Annotated in this window: 10 protein-coding genes and 1 riboswitch; of the genes, 4 read left to right on the top strand and 6 right to left on the bottom strand. The window is 46.0% G+C overall.

The window, feature by feature from the left end; genetic code table 11:
• Both EXU57_RS11100 and EXU57_RS11095 read right to left on the bottom strand, forming a co-directional pair.
• On the bottom strand, positions 1-2,264 hold a 2,264-nt coding region (locus EXU57_RS11100; protein ID WP_133268270.1), incomplete at its 3' end, for a hypothetical protein.
• A gap of 355 nt (positions 2,265-2,619) precedes the next feature.
• Entirely contained in the window at positions 2,620-4,422 is a 1,803-nt protein-coding gene (locus EXU57_RS11095) for a tetratricopeptide repeat protein (protein ID WP_165958110.1), read from the bottom strand.
• A 325-nt stretch (positions 4,423-4,747) separates the two neighbouring features.
• On the opposite strand from EXU57_RS11095, the gene EXU57_RS11090 reads away from it, so the two are divergent.
• Positions 4,748-5,251 (top strand): T9SS type A sorting domain-containing protein, encoded by a 504-nt coding sequence (locus tag EXU57_RS11090; protein ID WP_165958109.1) that lies wholly within the window; start codon positions 4,748-4,750, stop codon positions 5,249-5,251.
• Between the two features lie 26 nt (positions 5,252-5,277).
• Entirely contained in the window at positions 5,278-8,097 is a 2,820-nt protein-coding gene (locus EXU57_RS11085; RefSeq protein ID WP_133268267.1) for a hypothetical protein, read from the top strand.
• 744 nt (positions 8,098-8,841) lie between these two features.
• Here EXU57_RS11085 and EXU57_RS11080 read toward each other — a convergent pair.
• The 3 genes from EXU57_RS11080 to EXU57_RS11070 form a co-directional block, all read right to left on the bottom strand.
• Complete coding sequence (locus EXU57_RS11080; protein WP_133268266.1) at positions 8,842-9,903, bottom strand: acyl-CoA dehydrogenase; 1,062 nt, start codon at positions 9,901-9,903, stop codon at positions 8,842-8,844.
• A complete protein-coding gene (gene pnuC / locus EXU57_RS11075; RefSeq protein WP_133268265.1) occupies positions 9,875-10,510 on the bottom strand; it encodes a nicotinamide riboside transporter PnuC in 636 nt (211 codons plus the stop codon). Before pnuC ends, EXU57_RS11080 begins: the two co-directional genes overlap by 29 nt.
• Positions 10,505-10,629: riboswitch (TPP riboswitch) on the bottom strand. It overlaps the preceding gene by 6 nt.
• 188 nt (positions 10,630-10,817) lie before the next feature.
• Positions 10,818-11,318 (bottom strand): hypothetical protein, encoded by a 501-nt coding sequence (locus EXU57_RS11070; RefSeq protein WP_133268264.1) that lies wholly within the window; start codon positions 11,316-11,318, stop codon positions 10,818-10,820.
• Positions 11,319-11,818: 500 nt separating this feature from the next.
• On the opposite strand from EXU57_RS11070, the gene EXU57_RS11065 reads away from it, so the two are divergent.
• Complete coding sequence (locus tag EXU57_RS11065; protein WP_133268263.1) at positions 11,819-13,348, top strand: DUF3298 and DUF4163 domain-containing protein; 1,530 nt, start codon at positions 11,819-11,821, stop codon at positions 13,346-13,348.
• A gap of 133 nt (positions 13,349-13,481) precedes the next feature.
• Positions 13,482-14,237 (top strand): DUF72 domain-containing protein, encoded by a 756-nt coding sequence (locus tag EXU57_RS11060; RefSeq protein ID WP_133268262.1) that lies wholly within the window; start codon positions 13,482-13,484, stop codon positions 14,235-14,237.
• A gap of 17 nt (positions 14,238-14,254) precedes the next feature.
• Here EXU57_RS11060 and polA read toward each other — a convergent pair whose 3' ends face one another.
• Entirely contained in the window at positions 14,255-16,879 is a 2,625-nt protein-coding gene (gene polA / locus EXU57_RS11055; protein ID WP_133268261.1) for a DNA polymerase I, read from the bottom strand.
• Positions 16,880-16,903: the final 24 nt, after the last annotated feature.

Here is a 16,903-nt window from a genome sequence, read left to right as displayed (position 1 = left end):
GTTTTGTTCATCTTCGACAGGTTCAGGAAGATCGTATCGCCGTCCTGGATCGCACCTCTGCGCTCTACGGCAAGCAGCTGTTTTTCACTGGCAATACTCAATACTTCGTTGGTGTTAAAACTCGATAGCTTTGGTGCATCCTCATCACCCACTTTGTTGGAGTACAATGCGTGATAGGTGTTGATCACCCCGTCTGCAAGTTTTACATTACTGCCACTACCTGCATATAAATTGGTTACCAGTGTAAAGGCATTTGCTGTTGTACGGCTGGTGCGGCTGGATATACCGGTATTGGTGCTTGAGGTGAGTTTATCGCTTTCATGAAAGGTGATCGTTCCGCCATTGTTTTCTGCTGCAATCAGGAAGGCCGCTCCGGATTGTATGGAGCCATCGAGTGGCAAACCGCTTTCGTTACCCGTAACCGAATAGGTGCCGTCGCCATTGCTTGAGCAGGCGATAAACTTACCCACCCCTGATGAGCCGCTTGTTTTCGGATCCCACAGGTAGTAGGTGATCCCCAGCCCGTTTGCCGAACCTGTTGGTGTGTTGTTGTAGGTTTTGCCATTGCTGGTGTAGTTGTTAAACACCACATTGTTCATGCTGATTGCCGAAGCATATGGATTGCCGATAACCTGGTTGCCGGCAATCAATGTTCTTTGAACATCACCGGTGTTGATCCTCCCTTTGGGCTCCAGAGTTGTAGGACTTGCATTGATGTACTGCGAAGAAACGACGATACTCCTGTTTCCACGGGCAAACAACATGTAGCCCTGGTGGTCGGTAATTGCACCTGCCCTGGTTGACAGAAGGGCGCTCCAGCCTGATGTGCCTGTTCCCGAGAAGTAGAATAGCGATGGATTGTTGGTGCTGCCCTGGTCGTAACCATCGGCAGGGTTATAGGTGGTGCTTTTGGTGATGGTTGTTCCAAAGCCCGGCCATGGATCAATGGGGTTATTCCGGTCTGCATTGGATACCCCTTGTTGCCATGCTTCATTGATGGTAGGGGCGTTAACTGGCTGCAATGGTGTGGTCAGCAGGCGCCACCTCCTGGAAGTGGAACCGGTTCCGATGGGCAGAAAACGTTGCGGGATGAATTTACCCGTTCCGTTTCCTGTTGCGCCATACCTGATGGTGACACCAGAGATTGCACCGGCAACAGAAGGAATAGGCGCTACGTGTGCGGTAACCGAGTCGTTGGATACAAGTGTGACATCGCTGTTTGCAAGGTCGAAGATGCCTTTGGAGAGCTTAAGCTCACCAATAACGGTTGTATTGGACCCCAGTGTCACCGAAGCGGTTTCGGTAGCCTTGTTGATGTGAAGGGCAGGGAAGGTTTCGCCACCAAAGGCGCCATACTTGTCCCTTGCGTTTGAGGATGGTGCAGTGATCAGGGAGTTGGAAGAACTGTTGAAAGTAACGGTTCGTCCGTTGCTGTTAAACACACCACCGGCAAGCCTGGTCCAGTTACCACCCAGGGTAATGTCGTCGCCAACATTCCTGCCAAGCGAAAGGGTACCGCTGATGTTTACGTTTCTTCCCACAGTGAGTGGTGCACTTGCACCCGAGTAGGTTTGGTGAAGGGCAGAACCCCCTTCTACTTCAAGGTCGTTACAAACATATCCGGCACCAGCAACAGGGAAGTTGATGGTGGTGTTGTTACGGACAAATACATTAGCGGGGTAGCCTGCACCGGCTGCAGCTGTAGCCCACTCTAAACCGCGTGGGAATATTCCCGTTGTATTATAGATCAGGGAAGAAGACGGACAGATGTAAAAAGGCGAGTTGCCAATTACAGAACCACCCGGCTGAATGGTAAATGCCCCGGCAATGGTGCTAGACGTATTAAAGGAAAGTGGACCAAAGGTTTCAATGTTTTGGAAGGTTGTTGTACCCGAAACATTTCCCGAGCCCAGGAAAGTAACTTTCCCCGTACTCGCGGCTGCATCAAAGGTCCCGGTGTTGGTGAAGGCACCTCCTGCAGATAATACCAGGTTCGACGTGCCGGTCATTTTTACGGCAGCACCCGGAGCGATGATGAAGAAAACCGGACTGCCATTGTCTGTTCGGCTGGTGGTTGTTGGTAAAGGATCTTGCTCTGAGCTTGTGTTTCCGGTGGAATACTGGTGCTTACCAAATGCTTCTGCGTTGCCGGCTGATGGTGCCTGCGAAAACACCTGGCTTGAGAAGAGTAAGACGGATAACAGCGAAAGGGCCCTTACTTTTGCCCTTGCGGTAAATGGATTGGTGGAATAGAGGTACGGCATTGTTTTCAATTGATACCTTACAACGATGTAAGCGAAATATTATTTTAGTAATGGATGATTGAATTGAGTGGGTAAAGAAAAATGCGGTCAGGCCCACCGGGTAATGAACTGGTAGTTGCACAAGGTGCAGATAGATACGCTTGCTGCACAGGAATAATGCGTCCCCGCTGCTACGGCATAAAGTCGTTTTAGGTCAAGCCGCTTGTTCACGGTGGGTCCGGGTTTCTGCTATGCAGTTAGCTACACTGCTAAAGCAATGATTAAGGTGAGGGTACTCCTGCTGGCGCAAGAACACTCATCTTGCCAAACACCCTTGCAAGGGGATAGGTGCACAGGCGATGCCTTATTGCCTGGGTTAGAAATCCTGTTCTTCAATAGCCGTTACAAAGCTGCTTTCCTTATCGAAGTTTAATCTTTTCCGTAACCGGTACCTGGCTTTCCTGATCGCATCAACGGTGATCCCCAACATGGTTGCCATTTCCCGGGTCGATATTTTCAGCTTCGTAAGAATCAGCAAACGCGTCTCGCCCGGTGAAAGGTCAGGGAACCTGTCTTTAAGTTGGGGTATAAATTGTGGATGAACCTGTTCAAACAGGTTTCTGAAGTGTCGCCAGTCTTCATCGGTTAAGATGGTGCTGGAGACCAGCTTCTCAAGGTTCTCGGTAACCGCTGTATGAGCAATAGCGGACGTTGTTTGTTTAAGTTGACTTAGTTCTGAGTCAAGGTTTTCGATTAAGGTTGAATTAACCTTCATGGTTTCGAGGTATTCCTGCAAGCGGACCTCTGCATTCCTGAGGTCTTCTTCCGCCTTAATTTTTTCAAGTTTAAGCTCCTTTTTTTCCTGTTCGGCAACATGCATCTGGTGGTTCTTGCGGGTACGGTAGCGCCGGAATAAAAGTGCTGTAATTACAATAATCCATAAAAGGACCGCTATCAGGAGATATAGCTTCAAATTGCTGACCCGTTTATTACTTTCCAACAGCTGGAGCTTCGTTTGATATCCTTCAAGCGAGACTTTTTCAATGGCCCGGCTTAACAGTTTGTCATCAAGTACACTATTTAACGTGTCTGTTACACTGGTTATAGAGTCTGAATACATCAAAGCGTTCCTATAATCCCCTTTTGTTTTATAGTATTCCATCATTACTACCAGGAACCGTTTTCTGAATTTCAGCCTTTCTGTACCATCACTGATTGCCGTATTGTAAAACCTCGCTGCAAGTTGCTGTGCTGAATTAATGTAATGGATGGTGCTATCGGGCTGTTGCTTTCTGATGAATATCGTTGCAATTGACAAAGCACTCTTAGCTACGTCCTCGGGAACTTCTACGGTATTAAGGTTATAATTGATCCGGTGGTACAGCAAAGCAGAGTCGTATTCGCGCTTTGATAGGAATACATTGCCGAGGTTGCCTGCACCGATCCCCTGCCAGGCATTGTCGGCATACGCGATTGCTTTTCGTATCCCCTGTCGATAATACTTTGCCGCATTGGTCCAATCCCGGAAGCGGGCGTAAATGAGCCCAACCGCATTAAGCGTGTTCAACTCCAGCCGTGGAACGTAGGTCGGATACCGTAAAGCGCTAATAAAGCAATCGAGCGCTTTTTCATATTCCTCGAAACGGTAATAGTCACCTCCAATATTATATAGGTAAATGGATGCGGCTGGCACTTTGTGGTAGCCGATGTCTTTGAATGCTTTGTCGGCTTTTAGGAGGTGCTCAAATGCATGCCCATATCGTGCCGCACGAAAATAGATCTGGCCGATAAAGTACTCACAGGATGCAGCTATATCGGGATGCCGATTTTTAACTGCCCATTGTTGTGCTTTTCTGAAGAGGGCAATGGGACTGTGGTAATCACCGGCTGCAAAATGTTTTTCGTGGTTGCTTGAAAAAGGAACCCGGTAACACATGCGGAAATATTGCGCATATGCTTTCAGGCTAACATCTTCAAGACTATCGGCAGTATTAGCAACGGTAGTAAAAAACCGGTGAATCTCAACAGAGTCCTTATCAGAAATAAGTTGGTCGGTACAATACTGCCAAAGAACCTGCAATCTTTTTTCAGCAGGTGCATCAATAAGGAATTGCTGGCTGCTGCCCGGTATAGAATGGGCAAACATTGCCAACATCAGGCACGTCAGAAAGTTTTTCATCAATATGATTGGTACGGCAGTCCTTTCTCCAAACACCATTCGCAATAGATCGGATGATGTTGAAATTAGTACGGCTTTTTATAGAAAAAGGTGTCTTTACTGATGCAAAATGGCGATTGTCCCACGTTGTCCATGGTCCTGACCACATTTGTCCCGTCCTCTGACCGTTTTTGTCCGTACCAAAAAATAGGAACCGCAATTCAACCTCACCAATTTAACGCTCCCATTCAGGCCGCTTCTCCGGTGTTAAATCTGATCGCCAAACAACGGGTTCGTACGCTACTTCGCCATGGCAAACCAATACTCTTTACATAAAACACGCATCATGAAAACTTACTTGGCTATGATCATCGCTTCTTCTGCGATATCATTCTCTTCTTTTTCCCAGGAAACTTCGCCCACTGTTGTTGCTCCCGGCGGTGGCATTGCTAAAGGGAGCTCCATTTCGTTGGAATGGACCCTTGGAGAGGTCGCCACAGAAACCCTCCTTTCCGGTAAAGCACTATACACACAAGGCTTTCACCAGCCGGTGCTGGTGATCGAAAAAGCGGGTGCACCTGAAAACCTTATTGTAAAAAATAAGGTCAGCATTTTTCCCAATCCCGCCTCATCAGTAGTTAATGTTCTGCTGCATTTTGTTCCAAAAACACCCTTGTCGTTAACACTGTTCGACAATTACGGTAAAATTCTCCAGATCAGGCAGTTGCCGGTAAAAGGCAGCCGGTTTCAACTGAATATCGGCGGCTATGCGCAGGGCGCATATTACCTCCGGATACAAAGTAAGGACGGCAGCTTTCTTAGCAACTACAATATAATTAAAACACAATAAGATATCAATTTTTTAAAACTGTACACATGAAACATATATCCATATTAACCAGCATATTGCTGTTATTATTTACCACAGTTTACGGACAACAAATCCCGCAGGGAATGCAATACCAGGCTGTAGCCAGGGACCTCCAGGGCAAGATCCTTCCTAACCAGGATATCACGCTTAAGATAAACCTGGTAAACGATGCCCGGACCCCCAATGTATATTATAGCGAGGTGCATACGGCCAAAACCAACAGCCTGGGCCTTTTTACACTGGTGATCGGTGCCGGCAAAGAAGAGACCGGCAAATTTGCAAATGTGCCCTGGAGTACCCAGGATATCTGGATGCAGGTAGCCATTAAAGACAAGGGTAAGTCGGAATTTGCTACAATCAGCAGCAGTAAGCTGCTGGCGGTACCCTACGCCTTTCATGCTGCAACCGCAGCGCAACTTACTGAAGGGGCAATGGCAGTTGCAGGTGCTGCAGCGCCCGGTGTTCCCGCACAGGTATGGTCACTTTTTGGAAACAGCAACAGCGATCCGGAAAAAGATAAGATTGGCACCACCGACTACGTAGACCTTGTTTTTGTAACCAATAACACCGAACGTCTCAGAATAGACAAAGATGGCAACATCACCCTTAAAAGAAGCCTCAGTGTTGGCGCAAACCTGAATGTAGACTCGAGTGTAAACCTAAACATCAATGGTGGCTCTACCGTAAACAATGGTCCTTTTACTGTTGGAACAGCTTTAAGAAGAAGCCCGACAAAATTATTCGGAACACTTACGGTTGATCTTGAAACCAATTTGAACAGTTCGCTCACCGTTAATAACGTAAGCCCCACCATTCTTACCGGCACACTACGGGTGGACAAAGACGCAGCCTTTAAAGAAAAAGTACTGCTGGATAATCCTAACCACAATTCCACAAGTCCTTCAACCGGCGCCCTTGTTGTTAACGGCGGGGTAGGCATTGGTAAAAACCTGAATGTTGGTGCTACGTCTACCTTTGGTGGCATAGCCTCCTTTCTTGATCAGAATGAGTCTGTAAGCACTACAACCGGTTCGGTGATCGTAGCCGGTGGGTTGGGCGTTGGCAAACGATTAAACGTTGGGGGTGCAGGCTTTTTTGAAAAAACACTGGGTGTAATTGGTGCAACAACCCTGGGCAACACCCTTGATGTTACCGGTGCAACAACACTAAAAAATACCCTCGACGTAACCGGGGCCACAACTCTAAAAAATACCCTCGGTGTAACAGGGGCAACCACATTAAGCAGTACACTCGACGTTGCAGGCGCCAGCCTGATCAACAATACCCTTGGCGTGTCTGGTATTACGTCCATCACCAATGCCACCGGTTCAACAAGCCCCGGCACTGGCGCGTTGGTGGTAACTGGCGGCCTCGGTGTTGGCGAGAACGTAAACATCGCGGGTTCATTAACCAGTGGAGGAGCTACAACCATCAACAACACCCTGGCGGCGAACGGCCAGGTAACAATAACGGCCAATCCGGGGGGAAGCCAGTCGTCTTATAATGCATATCCATTAAGGGTGCAGGGGGCTAACCAGGGTATGGCTATCAAGGTCAACGGAAGCAGAACCGCAGCAAATAACTTTATTACTTTCTGGGACGACTTTGGAATGCAGGGTCGTATAGAAGGACAAACCCTTGACGAGTTGCACGATGATGATGATTATAAGAGCGAACTGGCAAGCCGGGTTTACGACGTCACCTCTTCCTCAATAGACTTGCTTTTCGCAACCAACGATTTGGCGGCAGCCATTACCGATGAAATTGCCGCAGCTGCTTCTGCAAATGCTTGTGCGGGATTAGGCGTGGTAGCATGTCCCCCGATCGCATCCCTGATTGCAGGTGGTGCTGTAAACGTTGCCCTTGCAACAGCGCAGGAATTGGTTGTAATTGCCGACGTTGCTTTTGCCTCGGTCAACTTAGCGCAGTTTATTGAAAGAAAAGAAGCGGCTGTTGGCGTTTCGTACCAGTCTTCAGCGGGCGACTACGCGGAGTACCTGATGAGAGAGCGGACAGGTGAGCGCATTTCTCCCGGCGACATTGTGGGTGTGAAAGGGGGTAAAGTAAGCAAAAACACAGATGGCGCTGAAAAAGTGATGGTAGTCTCGCATAAGCCTATTGTGCTGGGTAATGTGCCCCAAAATGGAAGGGTGGAAGATTTTGAAAAGATTGCATTTATGGGCCAGGTGCCGGTTAAGGTATTTGGCAGGGTAAACCTCGGTGATTATATCATAGCCAATGGTGCAAATTCGGGTGCCGGTATTGCTGTTGCCCCGGCTAAACTGCAAGCAAAAGACGTTAAGAACATTGTAGGCATTGCATGGTCAACAGCAACACAGGGCTTTCAGTTTAGCATGGTTAACGTTGCGGTAGGATTAAATGTAAACGACAACCAGAAGCTGATTGATGAGCAAAACACGGAGATCAGCTTTTTAAGGAATGAACTCAGTGGTATCAACAACCAACTGGCAAAACTTCTTCCCGGGTTCAAATCTTCTGCTATTGTAACTGCTGAAACACCTGCATACCCTAACCCCGCAACATTTGCGGCAACTGAAAAGCAGGAAACCCGCGAAGTAGCTGTTGCGGCACCCGCAGGCAATCCTAATATCACTTATACGGAAATGACTAAACAGGATTTGATCAATGCCTTTGAACTGGCAGAAAAAACGGCTATAGCAAACGGTACAGATATGAACAAAAACGTATTCTGGAGTAAATACAAAAACGATGCATCATACCGCGATTTTACTTTAAACAGGGTTATGACAAAGTATAGAGAAGCACTTAACCGTCAGAAAGCTTTGGACGGTAAACTCAAATAAAGCTGGTTCGCAGTAACTGGATATGATTACAAGGCAGCAGTTTTTATTGCAAACATTTTTTTGGACCCGGCGATAGTGTTGCTATCAGCATCGTTGCCTGCCCGCTGCGCAGTCGGACGGGCGTCGCACTTGTACGGTAGCAACGCTATGCAGCTAAAATCAAAAAAGGGTAAGAAAAAATGCATGCTTAAATCTCAATCAAAGCGTATATAAGGGTTCAAAAAAAACGGGGAAGCAACGGGTCGCAGTAATCTGCGGCCTGTTTGCATTTACGAAAAAACCAGCAATGTTGTATAATAAATAGTAGATAGTTCACGCAATAGTAGCATTGAAAAGATAAGGGCTAAAATTTTTTATGGAGCAAACATTTCACGTTTCAGCTGGACAATCATTTTATAGCATGTAATTATTGGGTTGAATTATGTATAAAATGAAATTGCTTATTTGCCGGTATTTCGCTGCCAGTGGTATCGAAGGTACAAGTGAGTGACACCCGTCCGAACGGAGTTCATCCGGGCGGGCAACGATGCTGCTATGAAAAACAACTGCCCGTCACAAAAAAAATACGTCTTTTCGGTTCGGCAGATATACATTCGTTAATTTGTTATAAATAGTGCTGAGGGCTACGGTTTGTTATGCAGCTGAATAAATTCTTTAACCGAACCTCTTTAACGCTAGCATCATTTACCTGAATATGTTTTGCAGACCAGCACGGGTAACAACGCATATCCTGGTGATTGCACCCTAAGACACCTGCAACAATAATGTGTGCTGGCTTGCCGTATTAATGTTTCGCCATACCTGGTTAAGCGGGGTATCCGTTCTTGCCGCATCAAGCCCGCAATACGGATATAATTTGTTGACGAGATTCCTGGATACTTGCGCAAGAAGTACGCTTGCCTGGCTAACAGCCGTTAATTGTTGTTGGCTGCTTCCGTCCGCAATATGCGACGACCATGAAGCGTCGAGCGCATCATAAAATCGCCGACGTAAAAGCTGTATACTTTCTGATCCCGAACTGATCAATTGTAGCCCTTTTTGTTTTACGCGTTCCGACCGGGTGTTTGTGACTTGCTTTTTGGCGAGTTGCGCTGCGGCCAGGTCGAAAAAGCTCATGCACATGCCGGAGATATTTGCGGCTATCGTTGTTTCAGCCAGCTGCAGAAACGGGTAGCGGTAAACCGGTTGAGGTAGTTTTGCATGTGCCGGCGCAATGATGAATGCGCGGTTAAAGGGAACAAGCCTATTCTTTACCGAATACGAATAACCTGCTGTTGCGTTTAGCCCCATGTATTGCCAGTTTGTTTCGGTTGTAATTTCTTCTTTTTTGAAAATAAAGGATTGTATTTCGCCGGTTTCGTCAATAAGACAATTGCCCGTAAAATGTGTTGCATGCGGTGCTCCACTCGCGTATGGCCATGAGCCCGTTACTTCATACAATCCATCTTTACTTTTTGCAAAGCCGTTCGATTGTCCGCTACCGGCAAGACATGCATGTGGGTCACTGAATATTTCGCTGGCAAGTTCATCACCAAGATAGCCGACAAACATCGCAGCCCCCGCACAAAGGGTTACTACCCATGCCAGGCTGCCATCAACATAGGCAAGATTTTCTTCAAGCCGTACCACTTCAGGCAGGGCAAGTTCAAGCCCGCCATACTGTTCTGGCACAAACAGGTGAAACCATTTGTGATCATAAATCAGCTGTAGTTGCAGGCTTGTTAAACAACCCTGCGCCTCTGCAACAGGTATTTCTGCGCGCAGGATGGTCATCAACTCAGGAGACAAGCCGGGGATTTGGAACATGGAATTGTGTTTTGATCTTTTTCCGCCAGGAGAAAAAACCTTGTACAGCAACAATGAAAAGAACAAGGGTCAGCAAGGCATAAAGCGGAAGCCCTTTGTGAAACAGGATGGGAATAGCAAATGCGTTTGAAATGTTTAGCAATACCCAATTTTCAATTTTGCGCTTGGCAAGGAGCCACATGCCAGCCCAGGCTGTTGATGTTATAAACGCGTCCCAGTGTGGTACGGTAGACGGGGTGAAATTTTTGAGCACAACGTACAACAATACATACCCAATCACAACAATGCCGGTGATGGTGATCCAGTCTTTCCGACCTGAATAACTGATTTCTACCGGAGGAACATCTTTCTTTTTCAACCAATACCACCAGCCATAAATGCTCATAACGATATAGTAGCAGCTAAGAAGGCATTCGCCGTACAAGCCAACCTGCCAGAGCAGGTAAACCGATATTGCTGATGCTGCAATACCTGTAGGGTATAACGAAATTTTATTGGCGCGTGCCAGCAGTACTTCAGCCACGCCAAGTATCAGCGCAAGCCATTGCAGCCAGTTTGTCTCTTTAATTTGTTCTGCAAGTAATTGCAGCCATGCCTGTATATTCATACTTGTTTTTTTCCCTCCGCCGGCATTACCCGGATCAGGTGCATGAAAGCAGATTGCCAAAGCTGGTTCTCTTTCATCGGGTATATTCTCAGCCTGTTAAGGCACCCCTAATTGATGCTGCAAATGTAAGGATAGCAATTGTATTTTCTTATGCGGGGTAAAATTTCTTACCCGAACAAAATGATTGCCTGCAGGAAATATTTCGAATGTAATTCAACGCACCAACGGGCCGGACTGTCGTGCACTGTGCGCATAGATTAACCTGATACAGGGATGAAACGCGAGGGGAGAAAATATGTTCGTGACACTACTGCCTGGAGCGGAACACAAAATGTTGGGTAAGTCGCAATGATAGAAATTTCGTGGTTGCAGCTGCCTGCACCGGTGTCTCGAATAGTATTCCCAGGTCAATCTGGCCTTTTCGTGCCGCCGGAAACACATAACCTGCTCCGCCAGCCAATACCAGGCCGGTGTATTCACAATCCGGGTCAGCCCCATAAAGTTCATAGCCTACCTGAGGCTCGATATAGAAGCCATTGCCGGATTTGCTTAGTGAATAGCGGTAATCGGAAAGTACAGGGAAGATTGAGAATGCAAGTTCGGGTTCTTCCTTCCACTCTGGCAATTGAACACTAGCTAAGGCTGGTACTTGTGGTGCGGCAATGAAGCTGCTGAAGCGTTTTACAAAGCCTGGATATCTCCAGTTATAATCGATCCTGTTTGTTGCTAAATTTTTGCTCAAACGAAGTTGGCCACATAATTCAGCAACGGTTGAAAAGCAAAGAATGAATAAAAAGCCTCTGATCATAACCATGTGTTAAGCATAGTTGTTTGTTGATTTTCGTTAGTGCCCCGTGTGCTATTCTTGTTTACCATGTTTCCTGGTAAACAACCATTTAGCATCCCAAACCGCCGCAACTATGATAAACGTTTGCCGGTACGAATTATTGTTATTGAGCCTCGATCGGGGTCTCCTGTCAGGGTTGGAGACAGAGGAGCAAGTCACCGCTTAAACGACGTTACGGCCTGTTTGCCGGTAACATAATCACTACTTTATGTGATTGGAAAGCAGTGGTATCTATTGCAAATTTGTCTGGCCCTATGAACATCGGCAATCCCGTGGCTGGAGTGGCTCCGGAACATACACCGTTTGTTTATTGCAGCATTCTGGATTATGCCACAGGGGCAAAAGTGATCTGAATAATTATTACCCATTGAAAACTGGTTCAGCAACAATACTGGCTTTATGATTTTGGAAGATTGTTATACTAGCCCTCCGAAATCATGATGCCTTAAAAAGATAGTACAATGAAAAATTTGTTTTTTCTCTGGCTCATTGCGTTGTTAACGCTGACCAACACAGCGATCTCCGCGCAGTCACTTGCAGGTAACGGCACCTCTGGTAGTACAGGTGTTCAACATGCAAGTGAGCCAACCGGAACAACAGCAAACCGATCAGCAGCTCAGCAACTATATCCCGGTTCGTATATTTCCAGAACAGGGGATGGGTACTGGCAAAGGCTTACAATTAAGCGTAATCCCGATAATGGTTATAATGTTGCAATAACATATGGTGGGGCGAAGCAGGGTTGTACGTTTAACGGAAACGGGGTTTACAACAACGGACACCTTGAGGTTGACCTCGGTAAAGTTAAACCGGAGCTGCAGGCAACCATGACGATTAGTGTAGAAAAAGAAATTGCAAAAGTATTCACCAGCAACTTCGACGACCGGCTTAAGCTGATGTGGTTTTGCGGTGGTGGAGCAAGCCTTGCCGGCGATTATAAACGGGAACAAACACAGGCAGGTACCCTTAGTTGGTATAAAATGTTTACTGGAAAAATCGATCGTTATCCCGTAACCATGCACCTGCATAAATCTGGTCACACATACAATGGGTATTACTATTACGACCAGCAGCAACGGCCAATTAATATCTCGGGCGATGATAGCTCGACCAAAGGTAAATTAAAGCTTATCGGTTTTGGTGAACCTGAAAATAACGAGGAGTTTGTATTGTCGTTTTCCGGCAAACAATTGACGGGTGATTGGAAGAAAAAGGAGAATGCAAAACCACTAACATTTATTGCGGAAGAGGCAACTGCCCCAGTGCGGTTCGATTATATTTATACCGCCGGTGTTGTTCCGCTTCGTCCTAAGCTTACGCTTGCGGATAGACCAGCTGCCACCTACTTTGCTGCTGCAGTTTGGCCGGGTGGCGAGACAGCCAGTGATCTTTATCTGAAGAAGATGATCAGGAAGGCATTCGACATAAAAAATAACGGAAATGAAGAGATTGGTGGTTTGTTCTTAAGTAGTAAAAGAGCTTTTTTCGCCGCATACCTTAAAGACAACCAAAATGTAAAAGATGCCGAGATAAAAGAGCTGCCAACAAATTATATGGTGGATGAGAGCAAAACAATAATGGTGGCGCATGCAGGTCCGGGGATCCTCACACTTGCTTCAAGCAGTTATTCCTATGCAGGCGGTGTACATGGCAATTATGGCACCAGTTATATTTGTATCGACCTTGTAAATAATAAACAACTCCTGTTGGCGGACGTCATCAATACTCAGGGCATGAAGGCATTGAGTAGTCTGTTGGAAAAAAGTTTCCGGCAACGTTATCACCTTAAGGCTGGAGAGTCGCTGGTTCAGGGCGGCTTATTAGAAAAAACAATCAAGCCAAACCAAAACTTTTACCTTACATCTAAAGGTCTTGTTTTTAACTATGTGCCATACGAAATTGGCCCATATGCCCTTGGTGAAATAAACTTGTTTATTCCTGTTACAGAGATAGAACAGTACCTGCAACCAGCCGTAAAAAGTTTGCTTTAACTATAACGTCTTACTTGCGCAATAGGTCAAGAATCCTCATAGTGGAAATAAGCGAATAGGCACATTTCTTTCGTACCCTGCACTTCGTGTTGCATGCTGATAAGGGAAAGCAGTAGCTTTACGAAAACAATAGATGAACAAGGATCACCCGAAATTTCGTGTGGGCACCAGCGGAGTTGTGGTTCCAACACCAAAGCAATTGTTTCCTCCAGAATACCAGCAATCAAGCAGGCTTACCTATTATGCTTCTTTCTTTGATACCCTCGAAATTAACAGCACGTTTTATAAGCTACCAAGAAAAGCTACGCTACAGCGGTGGATCGCCGAGGTGCCGGATGCTTTTCAATTTACCTTTAAACTTTGGCGGGATATTACCCATGCTAAAAAGCTCAGTTACTCAGCGGAACACCTGGAAGCCTTTTTTGAAGTATTGGATCAGCCGGATAGCAACAACACTTGTTTGCTCATACAGTTTCCGGCAAGTATAACTTTCGAATACTTTGCTGAAATAAAGAAACTTTTAATGTTGATCACAGGAAAGGACAACAAGAACCAATGGCGGAAGGCAGTAGAATTCAGAAGTGAAAGCTGGTACAATAGTGAGACAAATAGCATGTTGGATGATTGTGGTGCATCCCTGGTATTACACGATATGCCAAAGTCGAAATGGCTCACACCAAATAAAGATGCACCTTTTGCTTATTATCGTTTTCATGGTCCAACAGGTAATTACCGCGACAGCTATAGCGATGATTTTTTGCACCAGCAATCAAGGCATATTACAAACTTGCTAAACGATGGAAAAGATGTTTATGCGTACTTCAACAATACGATGGGCGACGCATTTAACAATGCCATATCGCTGAAGCAAATGGTAGAAGGTTTCTGATTGCAACACGTCGAGCATTAACAATGGGTTCTTTGCTGATATGGTGACTGATCGAGCCAGTTTTTACCAACGGTAACCTGCACTTTTAATGGAACCTCAAAGCCAGCCTTGTTCTCCATTATGTCGATTAATTCGGGAATCAAAAACTCAAGTTCATCGTCCGCGGCATCAAACACAAGTTCGTCATGAACCTGTAAGATCATCTGAGACTTTAGCCCTCGCTCAGTAATTAATCCTTGTATTGCAACCATTGCTTCCTTAATAATATCTGCAGCAAGACCCTGCAGTGGTGCGTTCACGGCTATGCGCTCAGCTATTTTGCGAGTGGTGCCGTTACGCGAGTCTATTCCTTCGATATACCTGATCCTGCCATAGGCTGTTTGTGAAAACCCGCGTTCGCGGCTTTCGATTACTGACCGCTCAAGGTACGTCTTCACTGAGGAGAACTCCTGGAAGTATGCGTCAATGATTTCACCTGCTTCTTTCTGCGAAACCTTAATACTTTTTGCAAGTCCCCAGGGAGTAATACCATACGCAATTCCGAAGTTTACACCCTTCGCTTTGCTGCGCATGTCTTTCGTTACTGCACTTTCCTCAACATGAAACACTTTACTTGCCGTGGTGGTGTGTATGTCTTTACCGTGTCGGAAAGCACTTATCATAACCTCATCGTTACTGAGCGCAGCCAGCAACCGAAGTTCTACCTGGTTATAGTCGATGCTAAGTATGCTGTACCCCGGTCCTGAAGGGATGATTGCTTTTCTTACCTCGCGGCCTGCCTCGCTCCTGATGGGTAAGTTTTGAAGGTTGGGTTCACTACAGCTCAATCGGCCGGTTCCTGCAACAAGTTGCTGAAAGTTGGGATGCATTTTACCTGTGCTGCGATCAACGTATTTTGGTAATGCATGCACGTAAGTGGTGATAATCTTATTAAGTTTCCGGTAGTTCAGAAGATCTGCAATAAAAGGGTATTTCGGTGCGAGCTCTGCAAGAAATGGTTCAGCTGTTGAAATCTGGCCTGTTTTTGTTTTCTTTAATTCTGTGATATTACAAACCTGTTGAAGTACTTCGGCCGTTTTTGAAGGGGAGCCAATATTAAACTTTGTACCGGCCATTTCATAAAGCTGTTTTTCCAGTGCACTAAGTTGTGTTGTCAGTAGCTTGTCGATCTCTGATAGCGCCTTTACATCGAGGTTAATACCATGCACCTCCATCGCCGCCAATACCGATTGTAGTGGCAACTCAATTTCGAAAAATAATCGCGAGAGATCCATTGACCGGATCTTGTCGAGGATCATTTGTTCCGCCGCAAATAACGACGGCAGGTAGTGATACTGGGAATACGCAGCAGGTAGACCTGGTTGGGTCAACTGGTATTTGTCTCTAATATAAACCCATTCGATTTTTGCATCCGGTTCGAGCAGGTAGGCAGCGAGTGACAGGTCGATCCACCGGGTTTTTAGTCGTATGCCTAACTGGTTTATTTTTTTCAACAGGGGCTTCATAAACCAGCCCAATTTGTCGGAGGCGACATCATCCACAAAACGGATTAACGTTTTCCAGCCATCGTCATCTTTTAGCGAGACATTGAAAACCTGGTCCAATCCTTCCTGGAGTACGAGTATTTGTGCGGGACTTTCTGAGGAATAGGCGAGAGCGATGGTTCGGTCCGCAACCAGCTCTTGCAAAAGGCGCTCTAAGGAAAGCAGCACAACGTCAAAGGATGTCTCGTCAGCTTTGACTTCAGGAGGGTGGTTACTGGTAATAAATTCCAGTTTCTCCAGCCGCTCCTTAATCTTGTAAAATTGTAATTCGTCAAGTAATGGCAACAGTTTTTCCGTATCTGGTTTTTGCGCTTTTATTGTTTCCGGGTCGATTTCCACCTCAAGATCCCCGGTCAGAATAGCAAGCCGCTTGTTTTCGATCAATTCGTCTTTATAAGCTACAATTGCTTCCCTGATTTTTTCAGGTTTTATCTTATGCGCATTTTCCAGCAGTTGTTCTATCGAGTGGTATTCGGCTAACAGAGTTGCGGCTGTTTTGTCGCCAATACCTTTTACACCGATGATATTATCTACGCTGTCGCCCCTTAAAGCAAGGTAGTCTGCAATTTGTGCCGGCGGCACCCCGTATTTATTGGTTACACCTGCTATATCAAGTGTTTCCATTGTAGCTCCTTTATAAGCTGGCCTGAAAAGAAATACCTCCTCGTTAACAAGCTGTGCAAAATCTTTATCCGGGCTTACAATGAAGACCTGGTAGCCAAGATTCTTTCCCGTTTTTGCCATAGACGCAATGATGTCGTCAGCCTCATGTCCTTCTTCTTTCAGTATGGGAATGTTCAGTGAATCCAGCAATTGTAATGCGTATGGAAATGCGCCATAAATCTCACCGGGCATTTTCTCGCGATTGGCCTTGTAAATTGATGAAACACCTTCTCTCTGAACAGGCCTGGAGTCGAGTGCAGCAGCAACTGCATCTGGTCTTTCTTCGGTTAATACCTGGAATATATAATTAAAAAATACCAGGGTTGTGCGTGTATCTATTCCGGTGGTTGTAGCAAAGCGCTTACCCATGGTGGCGAAGTGCGCCCGGTATAACAGCGGCATTATATCGAACAAAAAGAGCTTTTTCTTTTCCATAACAATCAATAATTCAAATAATCT

Origin of the sequence: Segetibacter sp. 3557_3 (genome assembly GCF_004354985.1) — a bacterium.
In the GTDB taxonomy this organism is placed as follows: Bacteria; Bacteroidota; Bacteroidia; order Chitinophagales; family Chitinophagaceae; genus Segetibacter.
Note: the sequence above shows the minus strand (reverse complement) of the source record. Positions and strands in the feature narration are given on the sequence as shown.

What these genes read in the sequence shown, in the direction of transcription:
- EXU57_RS11060 (WP_133268262.1), top strand. Translation starts at nt 13,482, where the DNA reads ATGAACAAGGATCACCCGAAATTTCGTGTGGGCACCAGCGGAGTTGTG.
- EXU57_RS11090 (WP_165958109.1), top strand. Translation starts at nt 4,748, where the DNA reads ATGAAAACTTACTTGGCTATGATCATCGCTTCTTCTGCGATATCATTC.
- EXU57_RS11085 (WP_133268267.1), top strand. Translation starts at nt 5,278, where the DNA reads ATGAAACATATATCCATATTAACCAGCATATTGCTGTTATTATTTACC.
- polA (WP_133268261.1), bottom strand. Translation starts at nt 16,879, where the DNA reads ATGGAAAAGAAAAAGCTCTTTTTGTTCGATATAATGCCGCTGTTATAC.
- EXU57_RS11065 (WP_133268263.1), top strand. Translation starts at nt 11,819, where the DNA reads ATGAAAAATTTGTTTTTTCTCTGGCTCATTGCGTTGTTAACGCTGACC.
- EXU57_RS11080 (WP_133268266.1), bottom strand. Translation starts at nt 9,903, where the DNA reads ATGTTCCAAATCCCCGGCTTGTCTCCTGAGTTGATGACCATCCTGCGC.
- EXU57_RS11095 (WP_165958110.1), bottom strand. Translation starts at nt 4,422, where the DNA reads ATGAAAAACTTTCTGACGTGCCTGATGTTGGCAATGTTTGCCCATTCT.
- pnuC (WP_133268265.1), bottom strand. Translation starts at nt 10,510, where the DNA reads ATGAATATACAGGCATGGCTGCAATTACTTGCAGAACAAATTAAAGAG.
- EXU57_RS11070 (WP_133268264.1), bottom strand. Translation starts at nt 11,318, where the DNA reads ATGATCAGAGGCTTTTTATTCATTCTTTGCTTTTCAACCGTTGCTGAA.